Annotated in this window: 29 protein-coding genes; 19 read left to right on the top strand and 10 right to left on the bottom strand. The window is 69.0% G+C overall.

Features of this window, described 5'->3' with window-relative positions; all coding sequences use genetic code 11:
* Positions 1–41 precede the first annotated feature (41 nt).
* The 4 genes from L1081_RS04860 to L1081_RS04845 all read right to left on the bottom strand — a co-directional run bounded on the left by L1081_RS04860 (position 42) and on the right by L1081_RS04845 (position 3,019).
* Positions 42–914, bottom strand: coding sequence for an alpha/beta fold hydrolase (locus tag L1081_RS04860; RefSeq protein WP_489415439.1), 873 nt, complete (start codon positions 912–914; stop codon positions 42–44).
* Positions 915–942: 28 nt separating this feature from the next.
* Entirely contained in the window at positions 943–1,773 is an 831-nt protein-coding gene (locus L1081_RS04855) for a DODA-type extradiol aromatic ring-opening family dioxygenase (RefSeq protein ID WP_489415438.1), read from the bottom strand.
* Between the two features lie 78 nt (positions 1,774–1,851).
* Entirely contained in the window at positions 1,852–2,094 is a 243-nt protein-coding gene (locus tag L1081_RS04850; RefSeq protein WP_489415437.1) for a hypothetical protein, read from the bottom strand.
* A 139-nt stretch (positions 2,095–2,233) separates the two neighbouring features.
* On the bottom strand, positions 2,234–3,019 hold the full coding sequence (locus tag L1081_RS04845) for a LuxR C-terminal-related transcriptional regulator (protein ID WP_489415436.1): 786 nt from the start codon (positions 3,017–3,019) through the stop codon (positions 2,234–2,236).
* Positions 3,020–3,187: 168 nt separating this feature from the next.
* On the opposite strand from L1081_RS04845, the gene L1081_RS04840 reads away from it, so the two are divergent.
* The 3 genes from L1081_RS04840 (at position 3,188) to L1081_RS04830 (ending at position 6,841) form a co-directional block, all read left to right on the top strand.
* Entirely contained in the window at positions 3,188–4,345 is a 1,158-nt protein-coding gene (locus L1081_RS04840) for a PAS domain-containing protein (protein ID WP_489415435.1), read from the top strand.
* Positions 4,346–4,439: 94 nt separating this feature from the next.
* Positions 4,440–4,901: a hypothetical protein gene (locus L1081_RS04835; RefSeq protein WP_489415434.1), complete on the top strand. Its 462-nt coding sequence runs from the start codon at positions 4,440–4,442 to the stop codon at positions 4,899–4,901.
* Between the two features lie 77 nt (positions 4,902–4,978).
* Positions 4,979–6,841 (top strand): ATP-binding cassette domain-containing protein, encoded by a 1,863-nt coding sequence (locus tag L1081_RS04830; RefSeq protein WP_489415433.1) that lies wholly within the window; start codon positions 4,979–4,981, stop codon positions 6,839–6,841.
* 11 nt (positions 6,842–6,852) lie between these two features.
* Here L1081_RS04830 and L1081_RS04825 read toward each other — a convergent pair whose 3' ends face one another.
* A complete protein-coding gene (locus tag L1081_RS04825) occupies positions 6,853–7,281 on the bottom strand; it encodes a VOC family protein (protein WP_489415432.1) in 429 nt (142 codons plus the stop codon).
* A gap of 74 nt (positions 7,282–7,355) precedes the next feature.
* Here L1081_RS04825 and L1081_RS04820 point away from each other — a divergent pair, with 74 nt between their 5' ends.
* The 5 genes from L1081_RS04820 (at position 7,356) to L1081_RS04800 (ending at position 11,653) form a co-directional block, all read left to right on the top strand.
* Positions 7,356–7,976 carry a TetR family transcriptional regulator gene (locus tag L1081_RS04820; RefSeq protein ID WP_489415431.1) on the top strand — a complete coding sequence of 207 codons (621 nt, stop codon included), beginning with the start codon at positions 7,356–7,358 and terminating at the stop codon, positions 7,974–7,976.
* Positions 7,973–8,182 (top strand): hypothetical protein, encoded by a 210-nt coding sequence (locus tag L1081_RS04815; RefSeq protein ID WP_489415430.1) that lies wholly within the window; start codon positions 7,973–7,975, stop codon positions 8,180–8,182. The genes L1081_RS04820 and L1081_RS04815 overlap by 4 nt, the downstream gene beginning before the upstream one ends.
* Before the next feature lie 146 nt (positions 8,183–8,328).
* Complete coding sequence (locus L1081_RS04810) at positions 8,329–9,735, top strand: DUF2868 domain-containing protein (RefSeq protein ID WP_489415429.1); 1,407 nt, start codon at positions 8,329–8,331, stop codon at positions 9,733–9,735.
* Positions 9,732–11,150, top strand: a complete 1,419-nt coding sequence (locus L1081_RS04805; RefSeq protein ID WP_489415428.1) for a DUF3482 domain-containing protein — start codon at positions 9,732–9,734, stop codon at positions 11,148–11,150. The genes L1081_RS04810 and L1081_RS04805 overlap by 4 nt, the downstream gene beginning before the upstream one ends.
* 143 nt (positions 11,151–11,293) lie before the next feature.
* Positions 11,294–11,653 carry a hypothetical protein gene (locus L1081_RS04800; protein ID WP_489415427.1) on the top strand — a complete coding sequence of 120 codons (360 nt, stop codon included), beginning with the start codon at positions 11,294–11,296 and terminating at the stop codon, positions 11,651–11,653.
* 9 nt (positions 11,654–11,662) lie between these two features.
* On the opposite strand, the gene L1081_RS04795 is transcribed toward L1081_RS04800, so the two are convergent.
* The 4 genes from L1081_RS04795 to L1081_RS04780 are packed head-to-tail and all read right to left on the bottom strand — an operon-like array spanning position 11,663 to position 16,025.
* Positions 11,663–13,903, bottom strand: a complete 2,241-nt coding sequence (locus L1081_RS04795) for a molybdopterin cofactor-binding domain-containing protein (protein ID WP_489415426.1) — start codon at positions 13,901–13,903, stop codon at positions 11,663–11,665.
* A gap of 2 nt (positions 13,904–13,905) precedes the next feature.
* Complete coding sequence (locus L1081_RS04790; RefSeq protein ID WP_489415425.1) at positions 13,906–14,901, bottom strand: FAD binding domain-containing protein; 996 nt, start codon at positions 14,899–14,901, stop codon at positions 13,906–13,908.
* Positions 14,894–15,544 carry a 2Fe-2S iron-sulfur cluster-binding protein gene (locus L1081_RS04785; protein WP_489415424.1) on the bottom strand — a complete coding sequence of 217 codons (651 nt, stop codon included), beginning with the start codon at positions 15,542–15,544 and terminating at the stop codon, positions 14,894–14,896. The genes L1081_RS04790 and L1081_RS04785 overlap by 8 nt, the downstream gene beginning before the upstream one ends.
* 25 nt (positions 15,545–15,569) lie before the next feature.
* Positions 15,570–16,025, bottom strand: a complete 456-nt coding sequence (locus tag L1081_RS04780) for a DoxX family membrane protein (protein WP_489415423.1) — start codon at positions 16,023–16,025, stop codon at positions 15,570–15,572.
* A 141-nt stretch (positions 16,026–16,166) separates the two neighbouring features.
* Here L1081_RS04780 and L1081_RS04775 point away from each other — a divergent pair, with 141 nt between their 5' ends.
* From L1081_RS04775 to L1081_RS04760, 4 genes are all read left to right on the top strand, one after another.
* Positions 16,167–17,078: a LysR substrate-binding domain-containing protein gene (locus tag L1081_RS04775; protein WP_489415422.1), complete on the top strand. Its 912-nt coding sequence runs from the start codon at positions 16,167–16,169 to the stop codon at positions 17,076–17,078.
* Between the two features lie 94 nt (positions 17,079–17,172).
* The gene (trhA, locus tag L1081_RS04770; RefSeq protein ID WP_489415421.1) at positions 17,173–17,793 is read left to right on the top strand and encodes a PAQR family membrane homeostasis protein TrhA; all 621 of its coding nucleotides are present in this window, start codon (positions 17,173–17,175) and stop codon (positions 17,791–17,793) included.
* 67 nt (positions 17,794–17,860) lie between these two features.
* Positions 17,861–18,298, top strand: a complete 438-nt coding sequence (locus tag L1081_RS04765) for a helix-turn-helix domain-containing protein (protein WP_489415420.1) — start codon at positions 17,861–17,863, stop codon at positions 18,296–18,298.
* A gap of 17 nt (positions 18,299–18,315) precedes the next feature.
* Positions 18,316–19,617, top strand: a complete 1,302-nt coding sequence (locus tag L1081_RS04760; protein ID WP_319426545.1) for a UDP-N-acetylglucosamine 1-carboxyvinyltransferase — start codon at positions 18,316–18,318, stop codon at positions 19,615–19,617.
* 22 nt (positions 19,618–19,639) lie between these two features.
* Here the strand turns inward: L1081_RS04760 and bla are convergent, their stop codons facing one another.
* Positions 19,640–20,539: a class A beta-lactamase gene (gene bla, locus L1081_RS04755; RefSeq protein ID WP_489415419.1), complete on the bottom strand. Its 900-nt coding sequence runs from the start codon at positions 20,537–20,539 to the stop codon at positions 19,640–19,642.
* 167 nt (positions 20,540–20,706) lie between these two features.
* Between bla and L1081_RS04750 the strand changes: the two genes are divergently transcribed.
* The 7 genes from L1081_RS04750 (at position 20,707) to L1081_RS04720 (ending at position 24,963) form a co-directional block, all read left to right on the top strand.
* Complete coding sequence (locus tag L1081_RS04750; protein WP_018905655.1) at positions 20,707–21,048, top strand: ArsR/SmtB family transcription factor; 342 nt, start codon at positions 20,707–20,709, stop codon at positions 21,046–21,048.
* Positions 21,049–21,074: 26 nt separating this feature from the next.
* Positions 21,075–21,611 carry an SRPBCC domain-containing protein gene (locus L1081_RS04745; protein ID WP_489415418.1) on the top strand — a complete coding sequence of 179 codons (537 nt, stop codon included), beginning with the start codon at positions 21,075–21,077 and terminating at the stop codon, positions 21,609–21,611.
* A 125-nt stretch (positions 21,612–21,736) separates the two neighbouring features.
* Complete coding sequence (locus L1081_RS04740; protein WP_124958198.1) at positions 21,737–22,378, top strand: CDP-alcohol phosphatidyltransferase family protein; 642 nt, start codon at positions 21,737–21,739, stop codon at positions 22,376–22,378.
* Positions 22,379–22,411: 33 nt separating this feature from the next.
* Positions 22,412–22,990, top strand: a complete 579-nt coding sequence (locus tag L1081_RS04735; protein ID WP_489415417.1) for a glutathione S-transferase N-terminal domain-containing protein — start codon at positions 22,412–22,414, stop codon at positions 22,988–22,990.
* A 9-nt stretch (positions 22,991–22,999) separates the two neighbouring features.
* Positions 23,000–23,641 carry a histidine phosphatase family protein gene (locus L1081_RS04730; protein WP_489415416.1) on the top strand — a complete coding sequence of 214 codons (642 nt, stop codon included), beginning with the start codon at positions 23,000–23,002 and terminating at the stop codon, positions 23,639–23,641.
* Positions 23,642–23,686: 45 nt separating this feature from the next.
* Positions 23,687–24,649 (top strand): DnaJ C-terminal domain-containing protein, encoded by a 963-nt coding sequence (locus L1081_RS04725; protein ID WP_489415415.1) that lies wholly within the window; start codon positions 23,687–23,689, stop codon positions 24,647–24,649.
* Positions 24,650–24,651: 2 nt separating this feature from the next.
* Positions 24,652–24,963, top strand: a complete 312-nt coding sequence (locus tag L1081_RS04720) for a chaperone modulator CbpM (protein ID WP_185738289.1) — start codon at positions 24,652–24,654, stop codon at positions 24,961–24,963.
* Positions 24,964–24,972: the final 9 nt, after the last annotated feature.

Here is a 24,972-nt window from a genome sequence, read left to right as displayed (position 1 = left end):
AACTCTTTAGGCTTTTTAAGATTCGATGAATGGCCCGACGCTCAGCCCAGGAAGCGCAGCAGCAGCCGGTTGAATTCATCGGCGCGCTCGTACTGCGCCCAATGCCCTGCCCCGTCGATCACCACGCCTTCGCGCTGCGGATGGCCGGCCGTGAGCCGCGCCACCAGCGGCCGCGGATCGGCGGTGACGTCGTACTCGCCCCAGAGCAGCAGCTGCGGCCCGCCGAGCGTGTCGAGCGCGGCCTGCAGACCGCCCGCCTGCGACACCTCCTTGCTGCGAAAGCGCGTGCCGTGGCAGGAGATGTCGTGGATCTCGAAGGCCACCGGGTCGATCGCGGCCTTGTCGTGCAGCATCAGCGCGGCCAGGTTGTGCAGCAGCGCGGCGCGTTCCTGTTCGCGATCGGGCGCGGCGCGCCAATTGATCATCTCCACCGCCATGCGCCGCATCGTGCCGTGGCCGCCGCTGCCCACGAGCGCCAGGCGCCGGATGGCGCCGCGCCGCACCGCGAAGCGCGCGGCGGTGAGCCCGCCGAAGGAGAAGCCGCCCAGGTCGATGGGCGTGCCCGCGCCGATCAGCTGGTCGAGCGATCCGCCCAGCGCATCGAGCAGCGGGCCGAGTGGATCTTCGCCGGGCGCGGCGCGCGGCGGCGCATCGGAATCGTTGAACCCGGGCATGTCGGGCAGCCACAGCGTGCGCCCGGCCGAGAGCGCCTCGACGTTGCGCAGCCAGTGCATCCAGCTGCCGTGGCCGCCGTGCAGCAGCACCAGCGGCGCATGGGCGCTTTCACCGCCGAAGCGGCGCCAGCAAACGCGGACGCCGCCGTGCACCACGTCGTGGCGCGTGCCGCTCGCGGCGATGCGTTCGATCAAGAGGCGGGCTTCTGTATTGAGATCTGAGTCGGGAATGGAAGGCATCACCCGATTTTGCCAACGCGCCGCCTTTTCAGCTGGCGCCAGCCCCGAAGCGGTAGCTCGACACCACCAATCCGCCCATGAACGCGTCTTCGTGATAGACGCGCTCGCCCGGCTCCTGCTCGGCCGCACCGACCGCCACCATCAGCGGAATCAGGTGCTCCTCGCGCGGATGCGCCACGCGCGCCGAAGGGGCCGCCGCCCAATCCGCGAGGCGCTGCACGCGCTCCTGCGGCGGCGACTGCACTGCCGTGTGGTCGAGCCAGTCGCCGAAGGCCTTGGACGCGCCGTGCGCCTGCGGGCCGAAGTTGCGCAGGTTGTGGTAGCTCAGGCCGCTGCCCACGATGAGCACGTTCTCATCGCGCAGGGGCGCAAGCGCGCGGCCGAGCGCCAGGTGCTCGGCCGGATCGAGCCCGCGGCGCAGCGACAGCTGCACCACCGCCACGCCGGCATCGGGGTACATCGCCTTCATGGGCGAGAACATGCCGTGGTCGAAGCCGCGCTCGGGGTCGATGGCCGCGGGCAGCCCGGCCGCTTCGAGCAGCGATTGCACGCGCCGCGCCAGTTCGGGCGAGCCCGGCGCGTCGTAGCGCACTTCATAAGTGTGGGCGGGAAAGCCGCCGTAGTCGTAGATCATCGCCGGGTGCGGGTTGCCCTGCACCGTGAAGACCGGTGCCTCCCAATGGGCCGACACCATGAGGATGGCATCCGGCGTGCGGCCGATCTGGCGCGGCATGTCGGCCAGCGCGGCAGCCAGCTGGTCGTAGGTGGAGCCCATTTCCTTCTTCATCCAGGGCCAGGGACCGCCGCCGTGCGAGATGAAATACGTGGGCAGGCGCGAGGTGGTGTTGTCGTGGGTCAAGCCGATGCTCCTTGAAGGCGTTGCATCGACTGTAGCTGCAGGCATTTCCCATCAGGGAATCGATAGAGCAGGAAACCCTCACAGTGCGGGGGGAAGGCATCGCCGGCGGGCTTCGTACGCTTCCCATTCACGCATGCGGTTCTCGAGATCTTCAGGATTGACCGATTGCGAGAGATAGCGTTCCCGCGGATCGACCGCTTCGGCGGCGCAGCGCCGCACAAGAGCGGAGGCAGCACGCGTGAAAGTGCCGTGCACGGACGGGCTGGGCACCTTGGCTGCGTCGGTCGACAGCGGAAGCGGGAAGATTCGGCTCGTGTTCATGGTCAACTCCTGGGTTGGAATCGCGTGTGACGCCTTTCCACGCGGAACGGCGAGGTCCCGAGCCTAGGGAGATCGCACGCTCAAGGAGTCATCGGAAACAATGACGCGCGGGATCACCGCGCCATCGATCGATGTTCGATCAGCGGGCTTCGGGCAGGCGCCCGAGCCAGAGGGAAGTCAGCGCCGACCGGTTATGGACGCCGAACTTGGCATAGATCGACTTCACGTGGATGTGCGTCGTATTCGGGCTTTGGCCCAGGATGGCTGCGATCGCTTTCTCCGCCTTGCCCTCGAGCAATCCCAGCAAGACCCTGCGCTCCATGGCGGTGAGCGGCGCGTTCGCGATGAGGAGCCCGTGGCTCAGCAATTGCTGACGATAGAACCAGCGCAGCCCGCGAAGCGCCAGGCCGAAAGGATTCTTGTCCGCTGATGAGAACCGGGGACTTTCCGTGCTTCGAAAAATGAAAAGGTGCACCCGCACATCGTCGTTGATCGCGCAACGCATCGACATGCTGTCCGCGTGTCCGATGGCCAAATAGTGGCGCTGGTAGTGCGGACCGCTGAACCACTCGGGAGGCAGCGCTTCAAACAGGAGCTGGACGCGGAACGGTTCCTCGCCGGACACGGCAAGGATCTGTGACAGGTCGACGGACGGCGACCACAAGGTGTCGAACTGCTCCTGGACCGAAGCGGCAATCGGCGGCAAAGGCCGCAGGAGCCGGACGAACAGCGGACGCCAGCCGTTCAACGCGTCGCCCACCGCGGGGCTCGGCAGCCGCACGACCACCGACCAAAGTGCGTTCTGCGCGCCGAAGATCGAACAGAGGCTGCAGAGCAGGTGCTCGAGCGCTTCATCGCCGTCGCCGATGCGGTAGTTCGCGAGCTTGTCCCACAGCGCGTAGATTGGCTCGGTGCCATCGTTCATTGAAGGCTGGGCGGGGGACGCAACTCCTGCATTCAATGGATCACCTGTTTAGGTTATTACGCGACGCAGCCCGCCTGCCTACGATTCGTCGATGAATCAGCCCCGCATCGTATGGCATTCGGCGGACCTTGTGCCCCCGGTTCGGGTATCGTTTCGGGACCGTGTGCAATGACGGCCCCGGAACAGATTCCCGCCGCCGAGCTGTCGGAACTGATCGGTGCGATCTACGACTGCTCCCTCGACCCGCAGCGGTGGGCTGCAACATGCCGGATGATCGCGGCGCGTTGCGACAGCATCGGCGGCGGCATCTGCGTGCACGACCTGAGGCAGCTGCAGAACGACCAGTTGTACGTCTTCGGCTACGAGCCGGAGTTTCTGCAGAAACTCGGCGCCGGGTATGCCGAAAGCCCGATGGCCGCGGCAGACGTGCTCTCGAACCTCGGAGACGTGAGCGCGCTGTCGATGGAGCGCTTCCATCTGCACGACACCGGTTTCTACCGCGATGTCATGCAGCCCTACGGCCTGCGCGACATCATCTGGTTTCCAGCGCTGCGCACCGGCGGGCGCATGGCGTCGCTGCACGCGTCGCGCAGCGACAAGTCGCAGGCCTACCAGCAGAGCGACCTTGCTCTGTTCAGGCTTCTTGCGCCGCATGTCTGCCGCGCTCTGGCGATTTCCGATGCGCTCGATATCCAGGTGCTGAATTCCGAGGTGCTGAAGAGGACCCTCGATGGGCTGGCAGCCGGTGTTTTCCTGGCGGCGCGCGACGGCCGCGTCGTCTACATGAACACTGCGGCCGAGCGACAGGTCCGGTCGGGCACGGCGATGCGCCTGGTCGACAACCGGTTGTCCCCGGTTTATCCGGCGGCTCGTGCCGCGCTGACGCAGGCGATCCAGGATTCAGGCCGTGAGGGTGCCGACATGCGCACCAGGGACCATGCGATCGGAATCCCCGATGGAACCGGCGGGGGCTACGTCGCCACCTTGCTGCCGGTTGCCGATGGCCGGCGTGCCGGGATCCTCGCGCCGTTCGCGGCAAGTGTGGCCGTGTTCATGCAAGACCCCGTGCAGCCGCCGCCAATGCCTGGCGAGGCATTCGGACGGCTGCATGGGCTCACCGGCGGCGAACTGCGCGTGCTGATGGCGCTGTCGCAAGGCCTCGGCGGCACCGAGGCCGCGGGCATGCTGGGCGTGGGCGAACCGACCATCCGCACCCACCTGCAGAGGATCTACTCCAAGACCGGCACGTCCAGGCAGGGGGATCTGCTGCGCCTGCTGCACCACTCGACACCTCCGACGCGGCACCAGGCGCGCCTGGCGGATTGAGCGGCCGCACGCCAGCGTCATCGCTTCCGATGACGCCGCGGCTGCGGTGGTCGCCTACGCTCGCGCACCAATATCTACAACAAGAAGGTTTGCCATGTTCAACCGCACCATTCGATGCCTGTCCGCAGCAAAAGCCGCAGTCATGCTTCGGCTCTCGAAGCGGACGCAGCTCATCGGGTCCTTCGCCACGGGGGCAGTTGTCTCCGGCGTTCTCCTGACCTTCGCAATGAACAGTCCGGCCGTCAGTGTCACGCCACCGGGCAAAGCTGCGCGGGCAGCCGCGGCAGACCCGTTCATTGCCGTGGCGCAGTCCAGGCTCGATCTGCTGCGCAACCAGGCAGCGAGCGGCGACGAATTTTCAAACTGGGCACTCTCCAATGCCCTGCTGGACAAGTTCGACCTGACTGGCGACTCGGATGACCTCTACGAGGCCATGGTCTGGGTCGACAGGCGTTCGGACATGTACGCCAACCAGGAACTGGCTGCGCGCGTCGTCGACCGCTACTGCGGGCACCGCGTGGTGCGCTGGCACTGGTTCTGTGTTCTGGGCGAATGACGCCGGAACGCACCCTTTCGGGGCAAGGACATACCGCCCCGGGCTAAAGTCGCGGCTTCCCCTGGAGACCGCACGCCTTGTTCCGTTTCTTCGAAAAACTCCTCCATCCCTATCCCGCAGCCGAACCGGCGCCTCCGCCGACGGGATTCTTCGCCTTCCTGTGGGCCTGCACCCAGGGCCTGCGCCTCAAGATGGCCGTCATGGCGGCGCTCACCGCGGCCATCTCGGGCTTCGAGGCCCTGCTGTTCGCGATCCTCGGGCGCATCGTCGACTGGCTCGGCGGCCAGGTGCCGTCGCGGCTGTGGGCCGAGCGCGGCGACACGCTGGCGTGGCTGGCCGCGCTGCTGGTGATCAGCATCGGCGTGGTCGCGTTGCAGACCATCGTCAAGCACCAGACGCTGGCGGTGAACCTGCCGATGCGCCTGCGCTGGAACTTCCACCGGGTGATGCTGGGCCAGAGCATGGCCTTCTACCAGGACGAGTTCGCGGGCCGCATCACGGCCAAGGTGATGCAGACCGCGCTCGCGGTACGCGACACCCTGTTCGTGCTGGCCGACGTGGTGGTGGCGATGGGCGTGTACGTGGTGACCATCATCGTGCTGGTGACCGTGCTCGACGTGCAGCTGGTACTGCCCTTCATCGTCTGGCTGGTGCTCTATGCGGGTGCGCTGATGTACTTCGTGCCGCGCCTGGGCAAGGTGGGCAAGGCGCAGGCCGATGCGCGCGCGCTGATGACCGGTCGCGTGACCGACGCCTACACCAACATCGCCACCGTCAAGCTGTTCTCGCACACCCAGCGCGAGGCCGGTTTCGCGCGCGAGGCGATGCGCGAGTTCATGTACACGGGCTACGGCCAGATGCGGCTGGTGAGCGCCTTCGAGATCGTCAACCACACGCTCAGCATGGGCCTGACCGCGGGCATGGCCGGCACCGCGCTGTGGCTCTGGTCGAACGGCACGGTGGGCGTGGGCGCGGTGGCCGCGGCCACCGCGATGGCGCTGCGCCTGCAGGGCATGTCGCACTGGATCATGTGGGAGATGACCAGCCTGTTCGAGAACATCGGCACCGTGCAGGACGGCATGAAGACGCTGTCGCGCCCGCGCACCGTGCTCGACGCGCCCGATGCCGGCACGCTCGAAGTGCCGCGCGGCGAGGTGCGCTTCGAGCATGCGAGCTTCCGCTATGCGGATGCCGGCCGCCGCGTCATCGACGACCTGAACCTGGTGGTGCGCCCCGGCGAGAAGATCGGCCTGGTCGGCCGCTCGGGCGCGGGCAAGTCGACGCTGGTCAACCTGCTGCTGCGCTTCCATGACCTGGAGAGCGGCCGCATCCTGATCGACGGGCGCGACATCGCGCAAGTGACGCAGGATTCGCTGCGCAGCCACATCGGCATGGTCACGCAGGACACCTCGCTCATGCACCGCTCGGTGGCCGACAACATCGCCTATGGCCGGCCCGATGCCACGCCGGCCCAGATCGAAGCGGCCGCGCGGCGCGCCGAGGCGCATGACTTCATCCAGACGCTGGGCGACGCCAGCGGCCGGCGCGGCTACGAGGCGCACGTGGGCGAGCGCGGCGTGAAGCTCTCGGGCGGCCAGCGCCAGCGCGTGGCCATTGCGCGCGTGATGCTCAAGGACGCGCCGATCCTGCTGCTCGACGAGGCCACCAGCGCGCTCGACTCCGAGGTGGAGGCCGCCATCCAGCAGAGCCTCTACCGGCTGATGGAAGGCAAGACCGTGATCGCGATCGCGCACCGGCTGTCGACCATCGCGGCGATGGACCGGCTCATCGTGCTCGACGAGGGCCGCGTGGTGGAAGAAGGCGACCACCGCACGCTGATGGCGCAAGGCGGGCTCTATGCACGGCTGTGGGCGCACCAGAGCGGTGGCTTCCTGGGCGACTCGCTCGAAGAAGAGGACGACGAAGCCCTGCGGGCCTGAGCAGCAGGGGCCTAGGCTGGAAGTGCGCCGGCCTCGTAGAGCCTGGCGAACTCCGCGCTCGGCGGGATCGGCTTGACGATGTCGATCAGCACGCCGTTCGGATCGCTGGTGATGAAGTGGCGCTGGCCGAAGTCTTCGTCGCGCAGCGGCAGCAGGATCGGCAGGCCCGCGGCCGCGAGACGGTCGTGCACCGCGTCGGGGTCGTCCACCTCGAAATTGAGCAGCAGGCCGCCCGCCACCTGCCCGCGCGCGGCGGCGGGAATCGTCTCGTGCCGGCCATCCAGTACCGCCAGGCTGACCGAAGGCTCGCCTTCGAGCTGCAGATGCACATACCAGTCGCTTGCGAACAGCGGCACAAAGCCGAAGTGCGACTGGTAGAAGCGGGCCGTGGCGGCCACGTCGTTGGTCATGATCACCGGGTAGTAGCTCGTCACTTTCATGGCATCGGTCCTTTCAGTTCACATACAGTCTGCATGTAAGCCTCCATATTAATCTACAGACAGCCTGTATGTAAATGACCAAGACAGCCGCCACCCCTCTGTCCAGGACCAACCGTGAACGCACGGAAACCACCCGGCTCGCCTTGATCGAGGCGGCGCGGGGCCTCTTTGTCAGCAAGGGTTACGGCGACACGTCGACGCCCGAGATTGCCGCGGCCGCCGGCATCACGCGCGGCGCGCTGTACCACCACTTCGTGGACAAGCGCGACCTGTTCAGGCAGGTGCTGCTGCGCGAGGCCGAGGCCGTGGCGGCCGGCATCGAGGCGGCCGCGCCCGGGCAACTCACGCCGCGCGAGGCGCTCATCGAGGGCAGCAAGGCCTACCTGGACGCCATGACCGTGCCGGGCCGCACGCGGCTGCTGCTGATCGAGGGCCCGGCCGTGCTGGGCCTCGCGGAAGTCATGGCCATCGACGAGGCCACCTCGGCGAACTCGCTGCGCCAGGGTCTGGAAAGGGCCAGGGCGGGCAAGGCAGAGGTGCCGCTCGATGCGCTCGCCCGGCTGCTTTCGGCCGCGTTCGACCGGGCCGCTCTCGAGATCGATGCCGGCGCAGACGGGCAGGACGTCCGCGCGGCGATGCTCTGGCTGCTCGAGCAGGCGCTGGGCTCCGAGCCTCGCCGCAAGCCGGCTGCATGAGGCGCACCGGCACGGCGCATGCGGTCGAACGGGCCTTGGCGAGTCCTACAGCACGGGCCGCCACTCGCCGACAGCAGCCGGACACCCCGGGCGCGATGCTGAAGCTGTCGTCAACAACGAGGAGTCCTCGCGTGAATTCCATCATTTATATCGTCGGTCTGGTCGTCGTGGTCGTGGCCGTGCTTTCGTTCTTCGGCCTGCGCTGAAACCGGGCACGCGTTTTCGACTCGCCTGCTGAACAAGAACGGGGCCGTCCGCGCGGCCCCGTTTCTCATGGGTCGCCCAAAGCGCGCCGGGCATAATTCGCGCGCCCCGGCACTTGCGGGGCACCACTTGCTGCGAAGGGACCCTGTTGACCAACACCGCGTTGCGCGAACCTGCCTTTCCGGACGCGGTCGTCACCGAAGCGATCCGATGGACCGAGGAGAAAGGTCCGCTCGATGATGCAGAGGTCCTGCGCGCCGCCCTCTCCCGCAACTCCGGCGCACCGGCACGGATCACCGCACGCGCGCTCCTGCTCGGTGAACGCATCGGGCTGCAATCCGAACTGGCACGCGCCCGCCAATGGGCGCCATGGGTGCTGCTCGGGCTGGTGGCGCTCATCGTGGTGGCCGGCCTGGGCCTCGCGGGCAACGTGGTCGGCGGCGGCGAACGGCATATCAACGTGATCGTCGCGCTCGCGAGCCTGCTCGGCCTGCACGCGCTCACGCTGCTGCTCTGGCTGGCCGGCCTGTGGCTGCCGCTGGGCGCGTTCAACACGAGCTCGCTGGGATGGATCTGGCTTTCGCTCACCGCGCGCGTGGCCGGCGGCAAGCGCGGTCAGGCGCCGGTGCTGGTGCGGGCGGCCACCGGGCTGCTCGCACGCGCCAGGCTGCTGCCCTGGGCGCTGGGGCTGGTGAGTCACGGCATCTGGTCGCTCTCGTTCGCGGTGGTGCTGGCCGCGCTGCTGTTCGCGCTGGCGTTCCGCAGCTACACGCTGAGCTGGGAGACGACGATCCTCGATCCGGCCTTCTTCGTGCACGCCGTACAGGTGTTGGGCTGGGCACCGTCGCAGATCGGCTTTCCGGTTCCCGATGCCGCGACCGTGCTCTCTGCTTCGCCCGGCGCCGCCGGCCAGCGCAGCTGGGCGCTGTGGCTGACCGGCTGCATCGTGGTGTACGGGCTGCTGCCGCGCCTGGCGCTGGTGCTGCTGAGCGCGGCGGTGTGGCACCGGCGCCGCGCCGCGCTGCGGCCCGACTGGAGCGAGCCCTACTACCGCAAGCTCGCGGCGCGCTTCGCCGCGCTTGCGCCACCCGCCATCGTCGATGTCGATCCGGGGCGTGCGCCGGGCTCGGCGCCTGCGGGCCTTGCGCCTTCGGAGCTGCGCGACACCCTGTTCGTTATCGGCTTCGAGCTGCCTGCGGATACGCCGTGGCCACCCGAGGGCCTGCCCGCCATCACCCCGGCCCAGGTGCAGCGCATCGACGGCAGCGCCCCCGCGCGCCGCGCCCTGCTCGACCGGCTGGCGCAGGCCCGTCCGCGTGCCGTGCTGCTGGTGTGCCACGCCGCATCGAGCCCCGACCGCGGCACCGAACGCTTCCTGCGCGAGGTGCTGGCCCATTGCGGCGAATGCCGACTCTGGCTGGCACCGGCTGCCAAGGACACGCCCGACACCAACGCGCAGCGCTGGATCGATTGGCTGCAGGGCACCGGCTTGCAGCGCGTCGCGGCCACGCCCCGGCTCGAAGACGCATTGCAAGGCCTCGGCACCACCCCATGACGCAGCAGCATCAAGCCATCCGCATCGCCGTTGTCGGCCACACCAACGCGGGCAAGACCTCGCTGCTGCGCACGCTGACGCGGCGCGCCAATTTCGGCGAGGTGTCGCAGCGGCCCGGCACCACGCGCCATGTCGAATCGGTCGATCTGGACGTGAACGGCCAGGCCGCGGTGCGCTTCTTCGACACGCCAGGCCTGGAGGATGCGGTGGCGCTGCGCGAGCACCTGGCCGGCCTCGATGATGCGCAGGCCACGCCGCCCGAGCGCATCCGCCTGTTCCTGCAGGGCCCCGAGGCCCACGGCGTGTTCGAGCAGGAAGCCAAGGTGCTGCGCACCATGCAGGACATCGATGCGGCCTTCCTCGTGATCGATGTGCGCGAGCCGGTGCTGCCCAAGTTCCGCGACGAGATCGAGCTGCTCAACTCCTGCGCGCGGCCCGTGCTGCCGGTGCTCAACTTCGTGCGCGATGCAGCCAGCCGCGAGCCCGACTGGAAGGAACTGCTCTCGGCCTACGGCCTGCACGTGCAGGTGCGCTTCGATGCCGCCGCGCCCTTCGTGGGGGCCGAGCGCGAGCTCTACGGCGACCTGTCGACACTGCTGCGCGACCGGCGCGAGCAACTGCGCGCGGTGGCGGATTCGCTCGCCGCCGAAGCCGCCGAACGCCGCCGTGCGGCCTGCACGCGCATCGCCGAACTGCTGGTCGACGCCGCGGCGCTGCGCCGTACGGTGCCGGCCGAGGAGTTCGCCGATACGGCGCGCCGCAAGGCCTTCGTCGCGGCCTTGCAGAAGGACGTGTTCGACAAGGCACAGCGCTGCACCGACGACCTGCTCGCGCTCTACGGCTTTCGCCAGGACGATGCGGGCGAGGCGCCGCTGCCACTCATCGAAGGCCGCTGGACGCTGGACTTCTTCAGCCCCGAAGCCATGAAGGACGCGGGCCTGCGGCTCGGCAAGGGCGCTGCCATCGGCGCGGCCGTGGGCGTGGTGGCGGACCTGGCGGTGGCCGGCATTTCGCTGGGCACGGGCGCGGCGGTGGGCGGCGCCATCGGCGGCGCGGTGTCGCAGAGCTGGGGCCCGTTCGGGCGCAAGCTGGCGAACCGGCTGCGCAACGTGCACGAGCTCACGGTGGAAGACGGCGTGCTGTTTGCGCTGGTGGCATGGCAGCTGAAGCTCACGCGCGCACTGGAGCAGCGCGGACATGCGGCCACCGGGCGCATCGCGGCCGAAACGAGCGCGACGCAGGACGCGCCGACACGCGCCACGGCCGCCGCCGTGCGCGCGGCGCGGCCCGCGCGCAGCCACCCCGAATGGGGATCGGCGGGCCTGGCCACGCGCGGCTTCTGGCGCCCCGCTCCGCAGCGCGACGCGCTCGCGGCCGATCTCGCGCGCACGCTGCAGGGCGCCTTCGAACCCTGAGCGCCGCTCCTGCCTTCGCTTGCAGGCAGAGGCGACCGATTCCTACGCGTCGGCGCTGCCTCGCGCTCCACTCTTTTTTCGAGGACATCGACGGCACGCGGGGTGCCGTTCGTCTTTTCGTCTTCATCGAAAAAGGAGCACCCATGGCCGTCGAATGCAAACTGCTCGCCACTCCCTTGATCGGACGTGTGTGGCAAGGCCGCACGCCGATTGCGCGGGCCGACGAATACCTGCGCTACAGCTTCGAGCATGGCATCCAGGAGATCGCGAAGAAGCCCGAATGCCTGGGCGTGCAGTACTTTCGCAAGCTGAACGGCGACACGGCCGAGTTCAGGACCGTCTCCTACTGGCAATCGATCGAGCACATGCATGCGATGCACGCGCAGCGCGGCGATCCGCTGCGCGTGGCGCCGCTGGCGCGCGACCCCGAATTCCTGCTCGAACTGCCGGAATTCGTGGACATCGTCGAGGTGCACGTCAACTCGTTCGGCACCGGCAGGTAGCCTCCGGTCCTAGCTTTCGAGCAGGTCCTCCAGCCGCAGCGGCAGCCGGCGCAGGCGCTTGCCGGTGGCATGGAACACCGCATTCACGATGGCGGGCGCCACGCCCACCATGGCCACTTCGCCCAGGCCTTTCACGCCCATGGCGTTGAGCCGCGTGTCCGGCTTGCCGATGAAGTCGATATCGATGCGGCCGATATCCGCCGCCACGGGCAGCACGTATTCCGCCAGGTCCGCGTTGAGGAAGCCGCCGTAGCGCGCGTCCACCTCGCTCGCCTCGCGCAGGGCGGCGCCAATGCCCCAGACCACGCCGCCTTCGACCTGGCTGCGCGCGGTGCGCAGGCTGGCCACCGTGCCGCAGTCGGCCACGCTGAGCACGCGCGGCACGCGGATGCGCCGCGTGGTGGGTTCGATGCGCACCTCGACGAAATGCGCGATGAAGCTGAAGGCGACGAAATCCGGATACACCGGCCCCGCCGCGGCGGGCAGGCCGCCCGTGAGCCGGCCGAAGACCTGCTCGGGCTGGCCCGGCGCGCGCATCCGGCTCTCGGCCTCGGCAAAGGGACGGCCCGAGGCACGCAGCAGCGCCACGGCCGTGGCGCCGTTCGCATCGCCTTGCGCGCCCGCGTTCTGCCGCAGGTCCTCCATGAGCCGCTGCGCGGCTTCCTGCACCGGCGGCAAGGCGGTGGCCGTGCCCCAGGAACCGGCGGTCAGGTGCTGCGGCGCGGCGGCGGTGTCGCCGACCAGGATCTCCACCGCGGCCACCGGCGCGCCGAGCACGCGCGCCACCGTCAATGCAATGGCGGTGCGAATGCCCTGCCCCATCTCGTGGCCGCCGACCGCCACCCGCACCGTACCGTTCGCGTCGAGGCGCACCTTGGCCACGGCCGGTGCAATGGCCGCCTTGTAGGCACCGGCCGCCACGCCCCATCCGATGAAGCTGCCGTCGGGCGCGCGCATCGAGCGCGGCGCCATCGTGCGGCGCGCCCAGCCGAACGCGCTGCTTCCCTTGGCAAGGCACTCGGCCAGATGGCGCGACGAAAAGGGCTTGCCGCTGAGCGGATCGACCGCCGCGTCGTTCCCCAGCCGGAACGCAACCGGATCGCGGCCGAGCGCGTAGGCCATCTCGTCCACCGCGCTTTCGAAGGCGAAGGCGGCCGGATGCTCGAACGGCGCGCGCATGTAGCCGGGCGTCTGCACGTCGGTGCGCACGAGCCGCTCGCGGCCGAGGAAATTGCCGATGCCGTAGAGCCGCGAAGTGATCTCGGTGCCGCTCGATGGAAACAGGTCGTGGCGCGAGGTCTGCTGGTCGATCTCGTGGATGGCGGCGACCAGCTTGCCGCCGCGGTCGGCGCCCAGGCGCACGCGATGGCGGCTTGCCGGCCTGAAGCTCGCGTTGTGGAACAGCTGGCTGCGCGACAGCACGAGCTTGACCGGCCGGCCCAGCGCACGCGCCGCCATCGCCACCAGCGCGGTATGCGACTGCAGCGAATTCTTCTGGCCGAAACCGCCGCCCACCGTGGGCGACAGCACGCGCACCCTGACCGGCTCGATGCCGAGCTGCTTCGCCAGGCCGTGGCGCACGCTTTCGGCATTCTGGGTCGGCTCGTGGATGGTGAGCACGCCGTCGGCGCTCCACTCGGCCACGGTCGCGATGATTTCCATCGGGTTCTGGTGCTGGATCGGCAACTCGTAGGCCGCGTCCACCGTGAAGGCCGCGCCCTGTAGCGCGGCCTCGGCATCGCCCGCGCGGCGGTCGGCGAACACGGGCTGCGGCAGCAGGGCCGATTGCGCCTGCGGCTGGGCGTCGGGTGCATCGATGGTCGCCACGAAAGGAATGGCGGCGTAGGTCACGACCACCAGCGCCGCGGCCTCGCGCGCTGCCTCGGGCGTGTCGGCCACCACCATGGCCACGGTCTGGCCGCGGTAGGCGACCTGCGGCGAGCGCAGCGGATAGAAGCTCTGGAAGCCGAAGCCGCCGCCCATCAGGAAGCCGCCGGTGTCGAAGCTGCCGATGTTCTCGTGCGTGAACACCGTGCGAACGCCGCGCACACGCTGCGCCGCCGCGGTGTCGATGGCGGTGACGCTGCCGCGTGCAATGCGCGACGGCACCAGCGCGGCATGCAGCAACCCGGCGCGCGCATCGTCCGCCGCATAGCGCGTGGCGCCGCGCACCTTGTCGCGCGCATCGACGCGCTCGGCACCCGCGCGAGGCGCGCGCTTCGCCATCACTGTCTTGAGGCTCGTTGCCATCTTCAGCTCCTTTCCCTGGCCAGCATCAGCGCATCGGTCACCGTTTCGATGCCGAGCGCCACCTTGAACGCGTTGTGCTCGAGCGGCTTCGCGCCCTCGAAGGCAAGCTCGGCGGCGCGCCGTGCGGCCGCGCGCGTGAACGGCTGGCCGACCAGGCTGCGCTCGGCCTCGGCCGCGCGCCACGGATGCGTTGCCACGCCGCCGAGTGCAATGCGCGCGTCGGCCACGCGGTTGCTCCTGAGCTCCAGGGCCACAGCCGCCGAGGCGAGCGCAAAGGCGTAGGACTCGCGGTCGCGGATCTTGTGGTACGTGGAGCCCCGCCCGATCGCCCCGCGCGGCACGCGAATGCGCACGATCAGCTCGTCGGCCGCGAGCACCGTTTCCAGGTGCGGCGTGGCGCCCGGTGCGCGGTGCAGTTCGCGCACCGGCAGCGTGCGCTCGCCGCGCGGGCTGACGGTGTCGACCAGCGCATCGAAGGCCACCAATGCAACAGCCCAGTCGCCGGGATAGACGGCCACGCAGGCATCGCTGCCGCCAAGCACCGCATGGCCGCGGTTCTGGCCGCCCACCGCCGAGCAGCCGCTGCCGGGCACGCGCTTGTTGCAGGCGAATTCGGGTCCACCGCGAAAATAGGCGCAGCGCGTGCGCTGCAGCAGGTTGCCGCCCACCGTTGCCATGTTGCGCAGCTGCTGCGAGGCGGCCTTCCAGAGCGACTCCGACAGGGCCGGGAATTCGCGCTGCACCACGGCGTTGTCCGCCACGTCGCTCATGGCCGCGAGCGCGCCGATGCGCAGCTCGCCGCGGCTCCCGGTGTCGACGTCGCGCAGGCCTTCGATGCGGGTGATGTCGATCACCGTGGCCGGCGCTTCCACGCCGAGCTTCATCAGGTCGAACAGCGTGGTGCCGCCCGCGAAGTAGCGCGCGCCGGGCTGGTTCTGTGCGAGCAGCTGCACGGCTTCGCCGGTGCTGCGCGGACGCAGGTAGGCGAAGTCATGCATGGCGGCTGCCCTCCATGCGACGCACATGCGGCGCGGCCTCGCGGATCGCTTCGAGGATGCCGGCGTACGCGCCGCATCGGCAGATGTTGCCGCTCATGTATTCGCGGATCTGCGCGTCGCTGGTGGCATGGCCTTCGCGCACGCAGGCAATGGCCGCCATGATCTGGCCGGGCGTGCAATAGCCGCACTGCAGCGCGTCATGGTCGACAAAAGCCTGCTGCATCGGATGCAGCGTGCCGTCGGGCGACTCGATGCCCTCGATGGTGGTCACGGCGCAGCCGTCGGTCTTCACCGCCAGCGTGAGGCACGAGGCCACGCGGCGGCCGTCCACGTGTACCGTGCAGGCACCGCACTGGCCGTGGTCGCAGCCCTTCTTGGCGCCGGTCAGGCCGAGCTGTTCGCGCAGCACGTCGAGCAGCGAGGCGCGCGGCTCCAGCTTCAGTTCGTGGAGCCTGCCGTTGATGGTGACGCGGGTCTCCTGGGAGCCCGTGCCGGGGCTGGGTGCCGCGCTGCCGGCTTCCGCGGCCGCGCTTGCGCCGGCCGAAGCCGCGGCGCCCGCACCGGCCGCCGTGGTCATCATGAACATGCGGCGGTTGAGAGCAGGCAACGCGCCTGTCGCGCTCTGCAGGGGTGGGTGGCTCATGGGGCTTTCCTTTTTTCTTGCTTCTTCAGAACTCGCGGCCGAGGCGCGCATCGACCGACGCAGGGCCGCTGCCGCGCGCCGCGATGCACAGCGCGACGAAGACCAGCATCAGCGGGTATTCGTAGCCGCGGTCGATCCAGGGGAAGGTCGGTGCCAGCAGGTAGCTGATGACCAGCATCTGCACCACCACCATCGGCGCGACGATGCGGGTCAGGAAACCCAGTGCCAGCATCAGCCCGCCAACGCCTTCGAGCAGCGCGATGAACCAGCCGATCAGCGGTGCGGCGGGCAGGTGCAGCACGTTGGCGATCAGGTTGACCGAACCGGCCATCGGATCGGCCATGCTGCCGTGGCTGCGGCCCAGCAGCTTGGGGATGCCGTGGGTCATGAGCATCAGGCCGAACGCGATGCGCAGCAGCGCATGGCTCAGCGGCTCCAGCCGGTCATAGAGGCTGCGCAGCCGTGGAAAGATCAGTTGCATGGGGATCGCTCCTGGGTCGAAGGGGTTGCGGGAAGCGCCTTCGAAGATGGCGCGAGAGAAAGTCTCTCTGTTCTCCCCGTGCGAATAAATACGCAAATCTCGCCAATACAATTCAATGAGGCTCAACAATCGAGAAGACCCATGGACCGCTTCGACGCCATGCAACTGTTCACCCGCATCGTCGATCTGGGCAGCTTCACCCAGGCCGCGGCCGCACTCGACATTCCGCGCGCCACGGCCACGCATGCCATCAAGGAACTGGAGGCCAGGCTGCACGTGAGGCTGCTGGAGCGCACGACGCGCCAGGTGCGCACAACCGTCGACGGCCAGGCCTTCTACGAGCGCTGCCGCCATCTGCTGCGCGAGCTCGAGGACGCCGAGTCTTCGCTGGCGGAGCTGGCGGTCAATCCGCGCGGGCGCCTGCGCATCGACATCCACGGCGCGCCCGCCCAGGCGATCGTGCTGCCGCGCATCCAGGAGTTCCATGAGCGCTATCCGCACATCGAGCTGGTCGTGGGCAGCGGCGACCGGCTGGTGGACCTGGTGCGCGAAGGCGTCGACTGCGTGGTGCGCGCGGGCGAGCCCAAGGATTCGTCGCTGGTCACGCGCCGCCTGGCGCTGCTGCCGCAAGTGACCTGCGCGAGCCCGGGCTACCTGGCCGCGTACGGCACGCCCACGCGGCCGTCCGACCTGGCCCGGCACCTGGCGGTCAACTTCTTCTCGGCCTCGCGGCCCGAGGTGTTTCCGTACGAGTTCATGGTGGACGGCAAGCTCGAGACCTACATGCTGAAGGACTGGATCAGCGTCAACAACGCCGATCTCTACAAGAGCTGCGCCGAGCAGGGCTGCGGCATCATCCAGGTGCCGCGCTTCAGCGTGGAAAGCCAGTTGCGCGAGGGCTCGCTGGTCGAGATCCTGCAGCACACGCCCTGCCCGCCGATGGTCTATTCGGTGCTGTACCCGCACCACCGCCAGCTCTCGCCGCGCGTGCGGGTGTTCATCGACTGGATCGCGCAGCTCTATGCGGAGCGCTTCGGCAGCGCGGCCGCATAGGCGCCGGCGCGGTGGTCACCGCTCGGTCATGCGGCGCACCTAGCATCCGCAGGCCCTTCCGCCCCTCCCCTCAGACTGCACACCATTCCACGCGATGTACCCCGGCGAACGGCTCAACGGATACAGCCATCTGCTGGGCCTGTTGCTCGCACTCGCGGGCACCGCGCTGCTGCTTGCTAAGACCCTGCCCACCGGCGACGCCGCGCGGATTGCCGGTGCGCTGGTGTTCTCGCTTTCGGCGGTGGTGCTGTATGCGGCGTCCACTTTGTTCCACAGCACCCGGGGGCCGCGCAAGCGCTTCTGGGAGCGCGTGGACCACTGCGCCATCTACCTGCTGATCGCGGGCACCTACACGCCGTTCGCGCTGGTCACGCTGCACGGGCTCTGGGGCTGGCTGCTGATGGCCGCCGTGTGGGGCGCGGCCTTCTTCGGCATCGGGCGCGAGCTGCTGCAGGCAAGCAGCGAGGCCTCGAAGCCGCCGCTGGCGCTCTACATCGCCATGGGCTGGCTCGGCGTGCTGGCCGCGGTGCCGCTGGCCGCGCGGCTCGACAGCGGCGGGCTTGCGTGGCTGCTGGCCGGCGGCGTGCTCTACACCGTGGGCACGGTGTTCTATCGAAACCGGCGGGGCTTCCGGCATGCGCATGGCACCTGGCACCTGTTCGTGCTCGCGGGCACCGCGAGCCACTTCGTGGCCGTGGGCTGGTTCGTGCTCTGATCCGCTGTAAGCGCCTGTTACCACCTCTCGCGGAGTTTCGCGTCGTGGGATGTGCACAATGCGCCCCATGCCAAATATCGCCTCCATCCTGAAATCCGAGATTTCCCGTGTCGCCCGCAAGGAAGTTCGCGCGGAGATCGAAACGCTCAGAAAAGCCTCCACGCTCCACCGCGCCTCGATCGCCGCATTGCGCCGGCAGGTCGAAAAGCTGGAGAAGGAACTGCGCCGCGCCACCAGGACCGTGGCGCGCGCCGCTCCCGCGGGCGATGCCGACGAAGCTGCCGAGTCGGGCCCGCACCGGCGATTCAGCGCGAGCCGGCTGGCCGCGCACCGCGTCAAGCTCGGCCTCTCGGCGGCCGCCTACGGCAAGCTGGTGGGCGTCACCGGCCAGACCATCTACAAGTGGGAGCAAGGCAAGGCCAGGCCGCGCAAGGCCCAGCTCGAAGGCCTGGCCGCCGTGCGGGGCCTCGGCCGGCGCGAAGTGGCCGAGCAGCTGAACGGATAAACCGGCCGCGCTCCTTCATGTCCAGCCTCATCGTGCACGGCGGCACGCCGCTTCGTGGCCGCATCATTCCTTCCGCCAACAAGAACGCCGTGCTGCCCGTGCTGTGCGCCACGCTGCTCACGCGCGAGCCGCTGCGCCTGCACGGCGTGCCCGACATCACCGACGTGCGCAAGATCCTCGACATCTTCCGCAGCCTGGGCAGCGAGGCGCGCATGGACCACGCCACCGGCACGCTGGAGCTGCACCACCGCGACACGGTCTTCGATGCCGCGCGCGACCGGCTGCCCGAGGAAATGCGATCGTCGATCATGCTGGTGCCGCCGCTGCTCGCGCGCTTCGGCATTGCGCGGCTCGAAGACAACGTCAAGGGCTGCACGCTGGGCGTGCGCGAGATCGATCCGCACGTCGATGTGTTCCGGCGCTTCGGCGGCGAGGTGGAGCGCGCCAGCGGCTCGCTGCTGGTGCGCTGCGCCGGGCCGCTCGTGCCGGCGCAGCATTGGCTCGACTACGCCTCCGTCACCACCACCGAGAACTTCGTGCTGTGCGCGGCTGCGGCCAAGGGCAGCTCCACGCTCACCAATGCCGCCTCCGAGCCGCATGTGCAGGAGTTCTGCCGCTTCATGGCCATGCTCGGCGTGCGCATCGAGGGCATCGGCACCTCGCGGCTCACGGTGCACGGCGGCGGCGCGCTGGGCGGCGGGGAATTCCGCTTCGACGAGGACTTCCACGAGATCACCACTTTTCTCGCGCTGGGTGCCATCACAGGCGGCGACGTGGTCGTGCGCAACAGCGCGCCCGAGAACTTTCCGCTGATCGACCGCACCTTCGACAAGTTCGGCGTCACGGTCACGCACGCAGACGGCTGGTCGCGCGCCAGCAGCAACGGGCCGCTCAAGGTGCAGACGCCTTTCACCAGCAACGTGCTCACCAAGGTGGAAGCGGCGCCCTGGCCGTACTTTCCAGTCGACCTGCTTCCGATCTTCATTGCGCTGGGCGTGCGCGCCCAGGGCAATGCGATGTTCTGGAACAAGGTCTACGACGGCGCGCTGGGATGGACCGGCGAGCTGTCGAAGTTCGGCGCGCACGTCTTCTCCTCGGACCCGCACCGGCTCATCAGCTTCGGCGGCAGCCCGCTGACGCCGGCCGTTGTCGAGAGCCCCTACATCATCCGCGTGGCGATCGCGCTCTTCATGGTGGCGGCGAGCATCGAAGGCCGCTCCGAAATCCGCAACGCCGCGCCGATCCGCCGCGCCCACCCGCGCTTCGCCGAGAACCTGCGCAGCCTGGGCGCGCAGGTGGAGTGGACGAGCGAAGAGTGAGCCCAAGCGAACGCGGGGCGACTCAGCCCCGCAGCGCATCCGCCGCGATGCGCGCCGCCGATGCGATGACGTCGTTGCGGCCCGGCGCATCGGGCTTGGGGAAGGTCAGGTAGACCGCCATCACCAGCGGCGCGCCGGCCGGCGGCCACAGCACGGCAATGTCGTTCACCGTGCCGTAGGAGCCGGCGCCGGTCTTGTCGCCCACCTTCCAGTCGGCCGGCACGCCCGCGCGAATGCGCGTGGCGCCCGTGGTGTTGCCCAGCAGCCAGGCCTCGAGCTGGCTGCGCTGCGCCGCAGCCAGCCCGTCGCCCAGCACCAGCCGCTGCAGGCTCACGGCCATGGCCTCGGGCGAGGTGGTGTCGCGCGGATCGCCCGGAATGGCGCTGTTGAGCTCGGTCTCCCAGCGATCGAGCCTGAAGACCGGGTCGCCGATGGAGCGCGCGAACGCGGTCACCGCGGACGGGCCGCCGAGAATCTTCACCAGCAGGTTGGCCGCGGCGTTGTCGCTGTACTGGATGGTGGCGGCGCACAGCGCGGAGACCGTCATGCCCTGCCCCAGGTGCTTCCCGGTGATGGGCGAGTGGGAAAGAATGTCGCTCCTCGCGTAGCTCACGCGCCGCTCCAGCAGGCCGGATTCCCGGGTGCTGCGATCCAGGATGGCGGCGGACGCCATCATCTTGAAGGTGCTGCACATCGGGAAGCGCTCGGCGGCGCGGTGCTGCACGCGCGCGCCGGTGGTGGTGTCGAAGGCCACCACGCCGAGCCGCCCGCCCACGGAGCGTTCGAGGGCCGCGAGCTGCGCTTCGGCACTTGAAAGCGTGGCGGCCTGCGGCCCCTTGGCGGACCATGCGGTGCAGGCGCCGGCCAGGGGCAAGGCGGACGCGGCAAGCAGGAAGGTGCGGCGATTGGCGGAGGATTTCATGGGTCTTTTGTCTGCGAGTGGATGGAACGGAGCGAATCGTAGGAGCGCCATCGCGCAGGCTCCAGCGCCGGGCGGCGCAGCCGCGTCTCGCCTGTATCGGGTGTAACCGGAAAAATCATTCAACTTATCGGTTGAGTAATTTTCGCGGCACGACTATATTCAACCTCATGGTTGAACTAGACGACGAGCGGCTCGATGCCGTGTTCCATGCCCTGGCCGACAGCACCCGCCGCACGATGCTGCAGCTGCTGGCCCAGGGCGAATGCAGCGTGGGCGAGCTCGGCGCACCGTTTCGCATGTCGTTCGCGGGCGCGTCGAAGCACGTCAAGGCGCTGGAGCGTGCCGGGCTGGTTTCCCGCACGGTGCAGGGCCGCGCGCACGTCTGCCGGCTGGAGCCGGCAGCGCTCGCATCGGCCAACGCATGGCTGCGCTACTACGAAGGCTTCTGGAGCAACCATCTGGACGCGCTGGAGAAGGAACTGCGGCGCGAAGCATCCCGCGGCAAGTGAAGTCCCTTTTTTTCAAGGAGCAAGCCATGGCCAAGAGCCACCTCGGAACCCTGATCGAACCCGGCACCCTGCGCATGGAGCGCACCCTGCCCGCCCCTATCGAGCGCGTGTGGGCCTATTTCGTCGACCCCGGCAAGCGCGCCGCCTGGCTGGCCGGCGGCACCATGGCCGAGGAGCCCGGCAGCGTGTTCGAGCTGCGCTTCGACCACACCCGGCTTTCCGGCGAAGTGGCCCCCGAACGCTTCAGCGCCTGCCGCAGCCCCATCCTCCAGAAATCGCGGATCGTCGAGTTCGAACCCCTCAAGCGCCTGACCATCAGCTGGGGCAGCGAAAGCGCCACCGCCTCGCAGGTCAGCTTCGAGTTCACGCAAGAGGGCGATGCCACCCACCTCGTGCTCACGCACCGGCGCCTGCCGGATCGCAAGGAAACCCTCAGCGTCTCCAGCGGCTGGCACGCCCACCTCGACGTACTCGACGACGTGCTGCACAGCCGCAAGCCTCGGGGGTTCTGGACCAACCACGCGGCGCTCGAAAAGGCCTACGACGAGCGGCTTCCGGCCTGAGCGGGCGAAAGGCCGGGCCGTCCCATCCGGCGCGGCCGGCCCCCTTGCGGAGTCGGATGGCGACTACAGGCAAGCGCCCGCGCTTGCGTTAAGGTGCGGAGCATCCGCCGACTCCGAAGCACCCCATGGCCACCACTCCTTCCCCCGTACCGGTCCGCAAGCATTTCTCGATGATCCGCGGCTTTCACCTGGCCGATGCATTCACGCTCGGCAACGCGGCATGCGGGGTGGGTGCGGTGTTCCTTTCGATGGCCTTCATGGCGAGCCAGTCGCTCGCGCAGTTCCTCTGGGCCGCCGCACTCGCACCCGCGGCCTTCGTGTTCGACGTGTTCGACGGCCGCATCGCGCGCTGGCGGCAAACGCATTCGGCGCTGGGGCGCGAACTCGACTCGCTGGCCGACGTGATCTCCTTTGGCGTGGCGCCGGCCGCCCTGGCCTTTGCCGCGGGCCTGGACGGCGGCTGGGACTGCGTGCTGCTGATCTATTTCGTCGGCTGCGGCGTGAGCCGGCTCGCGCGCTACAACGTCACGGCCGAGGCGCTTTCCGCGGGCGCCGACAAAGTCAAGTACTTCGAAGGCACGCCCATCCCGACCAGCGTGGTGCTGGTCGGCGTGCTGGCCTGGGCCGCCTGGCAGGGCCGCATCGGCGACGCGGTGTGGGGCGGCGCCTGGATGCTCGGGCCCTGGCAGCTGCATCCGCTCACGCTGCTCTTCGCGCTCTCGGGCACGCTGATGATCAGCAAGACGCTGCGCATTCCCAAGTTCTGATCGTCCATCCACTCCTCCTAGGAACCCCGTGAAATGATGAAGCTGTATTTCGATCCACAGAGCCGCTCGCAGGTCGCGAAATGGATGCTCGACGAAGCCGGCGTGGACTATGAAATCGTGCCCACCCTGATCCACGAGAAGGCGCACAAGAAGCCCGACTACCTGAAGATCAATCCCTCGGGCAAGCTGCCGGCGCTGGTCGACGGCCGCACCCGCGTCTTCGAGAATGCGGCCATCTGCATGTACGTGGCCGAGAAGTTTCCGCAGGCCAGGCTGGCGCCACCGGTAGGTTCGCCCGAGCGCGGCCGCTACCTGTCGCTCATGGTCTACTCGACGGCGCAGCTCGAACCCGCGATGGGCGACAGCCTGCTGGGGGTGCGCAGCAACAACAGCGCGCGTGGCTGGACCAACTTCGAGCAGGCCAAGGATGCGGTGGAGCGCGAGCTGGGTGAAGGCCCCTATCTCTTCGGTGCGCGGTTCACCGCGGCCGACGTGATGATCGGCTCGATGTTTATCTGGCATCGTGCGTTCGGCGGGCGCTCCAACCGGCCGAAGATCGATGCCTACATCAACCGGCTCCAGGCCCGGCCCAAGGGCATGAAGTTCGGCTGAACCGCACCCATGCCACACGCCCCCTTCCCCCATGGCGCAACCGCTGGCCTCGACCAGCTGGTCCGCATCGCCGCCGAGCAGCCGCTGGCACCGGCCTGCGACCACTTCTACTTCCTGCGGCATGGCCAGACCGGCCGCAATGCGCAGCGCATCTTCCAGGCCGTGGACGAGCCGCTGAGCGAGCTCGGCCTGCAGCAGGCCGCACGCGCCGCCCAGCTGCTGGCGGGCGAGCCGATCCGCACCATCGTCTGCAGCGACGCCCGCCGCGCGCACGACACGGCGCATGCCGTGGCCACCGTGCTGCGCCTCGTGCCCACGCCGCAGGCGGGCCTGCGCGAGCGCAACTTCGGTGCGCTCATCGGCACCTCGTCGGCCGAGATCGACTGGGCCTGCGAGCCCGAGGGCGGTGAAACGCTGGCGCAGTTCGTGGCCCGCAAGCGGCTGGCGCTGGACGCTGCGCTGGCGCAGCCCGCGCCGGTTCTGGTGGTGGCGCACGGGGGCACGCTCTATGCGCTGGCGGCGCTGATCGGCCTGCCCATCGACCTGGCCCTGCTCGGCAATGCGCAGCCATTGCGTTTTTCGCGCAGCGGCCCCACATGGGCCGTGACGCCGCTGCTGCGGCATGCCGACGGCGATTCGAGCCTGGCCTGAGGCGGCCGGCAGGCGTTCCGTCCGGCATCTACACCACCGAAAAGCATGGAATTCAAGGACTACTACAGCGCCCTGGGCATCGACCGCAACGCGTCCGACGACGACGTGCGCAAGGCCTACCGCAAGCTCGCGCGCAAGTACCACCCCGACGTCAGCAAGGAGCCCGACGCCGAGAAGCGCATGCGCGACATCAACGAAGCCAACGACGTGCTGCGCGACAAGGAAAAGCGCGCCGCCTACGACGCGCTGGCCGACCGCGTGGCGCGCGGCGGCCGTCCCGAGGGCGACTTCCAGCCGCCGCCGGGCTGGGACGCCGGCTTCGAGTTTCACCGTGGGCCGAACCACGGCCCGGCCGACCATGCCGAATTCAGCGAATTCTTTTCATCGCTGTTCGGCGAGGCCGAACGCCGCGGCGCGGCAAGGCGCAACTACCGCGCACGCGGCGAAGACCATCACGCGGCCATCGAGATCTCGCTCGAAAATGCGCTCAACGGCGCCGAGCGCGAGATCACGCTGCGCGCGCAGGAGCTCGACGCGCAGGGCCGGCCCACCTTCAAGACGCGCACGCTCAGCGTCAAGATTCCGCCCGGCGTGCATCCGGGGCAGTTCATCCGGCTCGCCGGCCAGGGCATGCCTGGCCATGGCGGCGAACCCGCGGGCGATCTCTATCTGGAGGTGCGCATCGCGCCGCACAGGCTCTATCGCATCGAGGAACGCGACCTCTACATGACCTTGCCCGTCACGCCGACCGAAGCCGCGCTCGGCGCGCAGGTCAAGGTGCCGGTGCCCACCGGCGGCGTGGTCGAGGTGACCGTGCCGCGCAACGCGCGCAGCGGCCTCAAGCTGCGGCTCAAGGGCCGCGGCCTGGCCGGCAAGCAGCCCGGCGACCTCTACCTGCTGCTCGAGATCGCGCTGCCATCGGCCGACAGCGAAGCCGCGCGCAAGGCTTACGAGCAGCTGGCGCAGGCCTGCGCTTCGTTCAACCCACGCCAGCATCTGGGAGTGTGAGCATGGCGACCGTTTCCGTGACAACAGCGATCAGTGCGTCGCAGCCGCTCGCCGCCAGCGAGCTGGCCCATGCCTGCGGCGCCGATACCGAATGGGTGGTGCAGCTCGTCGAGGTGGGCATCGTGCAGATATCCACGGCCGAGGCGCCGCCCGAGCACTGGCGGTTCTCGAGCACCGACCTGCAATGCGCGCTCGAGGCGCGCCGCCTGGAGCGCGACTTTGGCGTGGGCCTCGATGCCGCGGCGCTGATCCTCGATCTGCAGCACGAGGTGCGGCGGCTCAAGGCCGTGATCCGGGCGCACGGGCTTCGCTAGCCGCTGCGA

Source organism: Variovorax sp. MSC1_012, from assembly GCF_023667525.1.
GTDB lineage: Bacteria > Pseudomonadota > Gammaproteobacteria > Burkholderiales > Burkholderiaceae_C > Variovorax > Variovorax beijingensis_B.
This window is presented reverse-complemented; position numbering and strand designations above follow the sequence as displayed.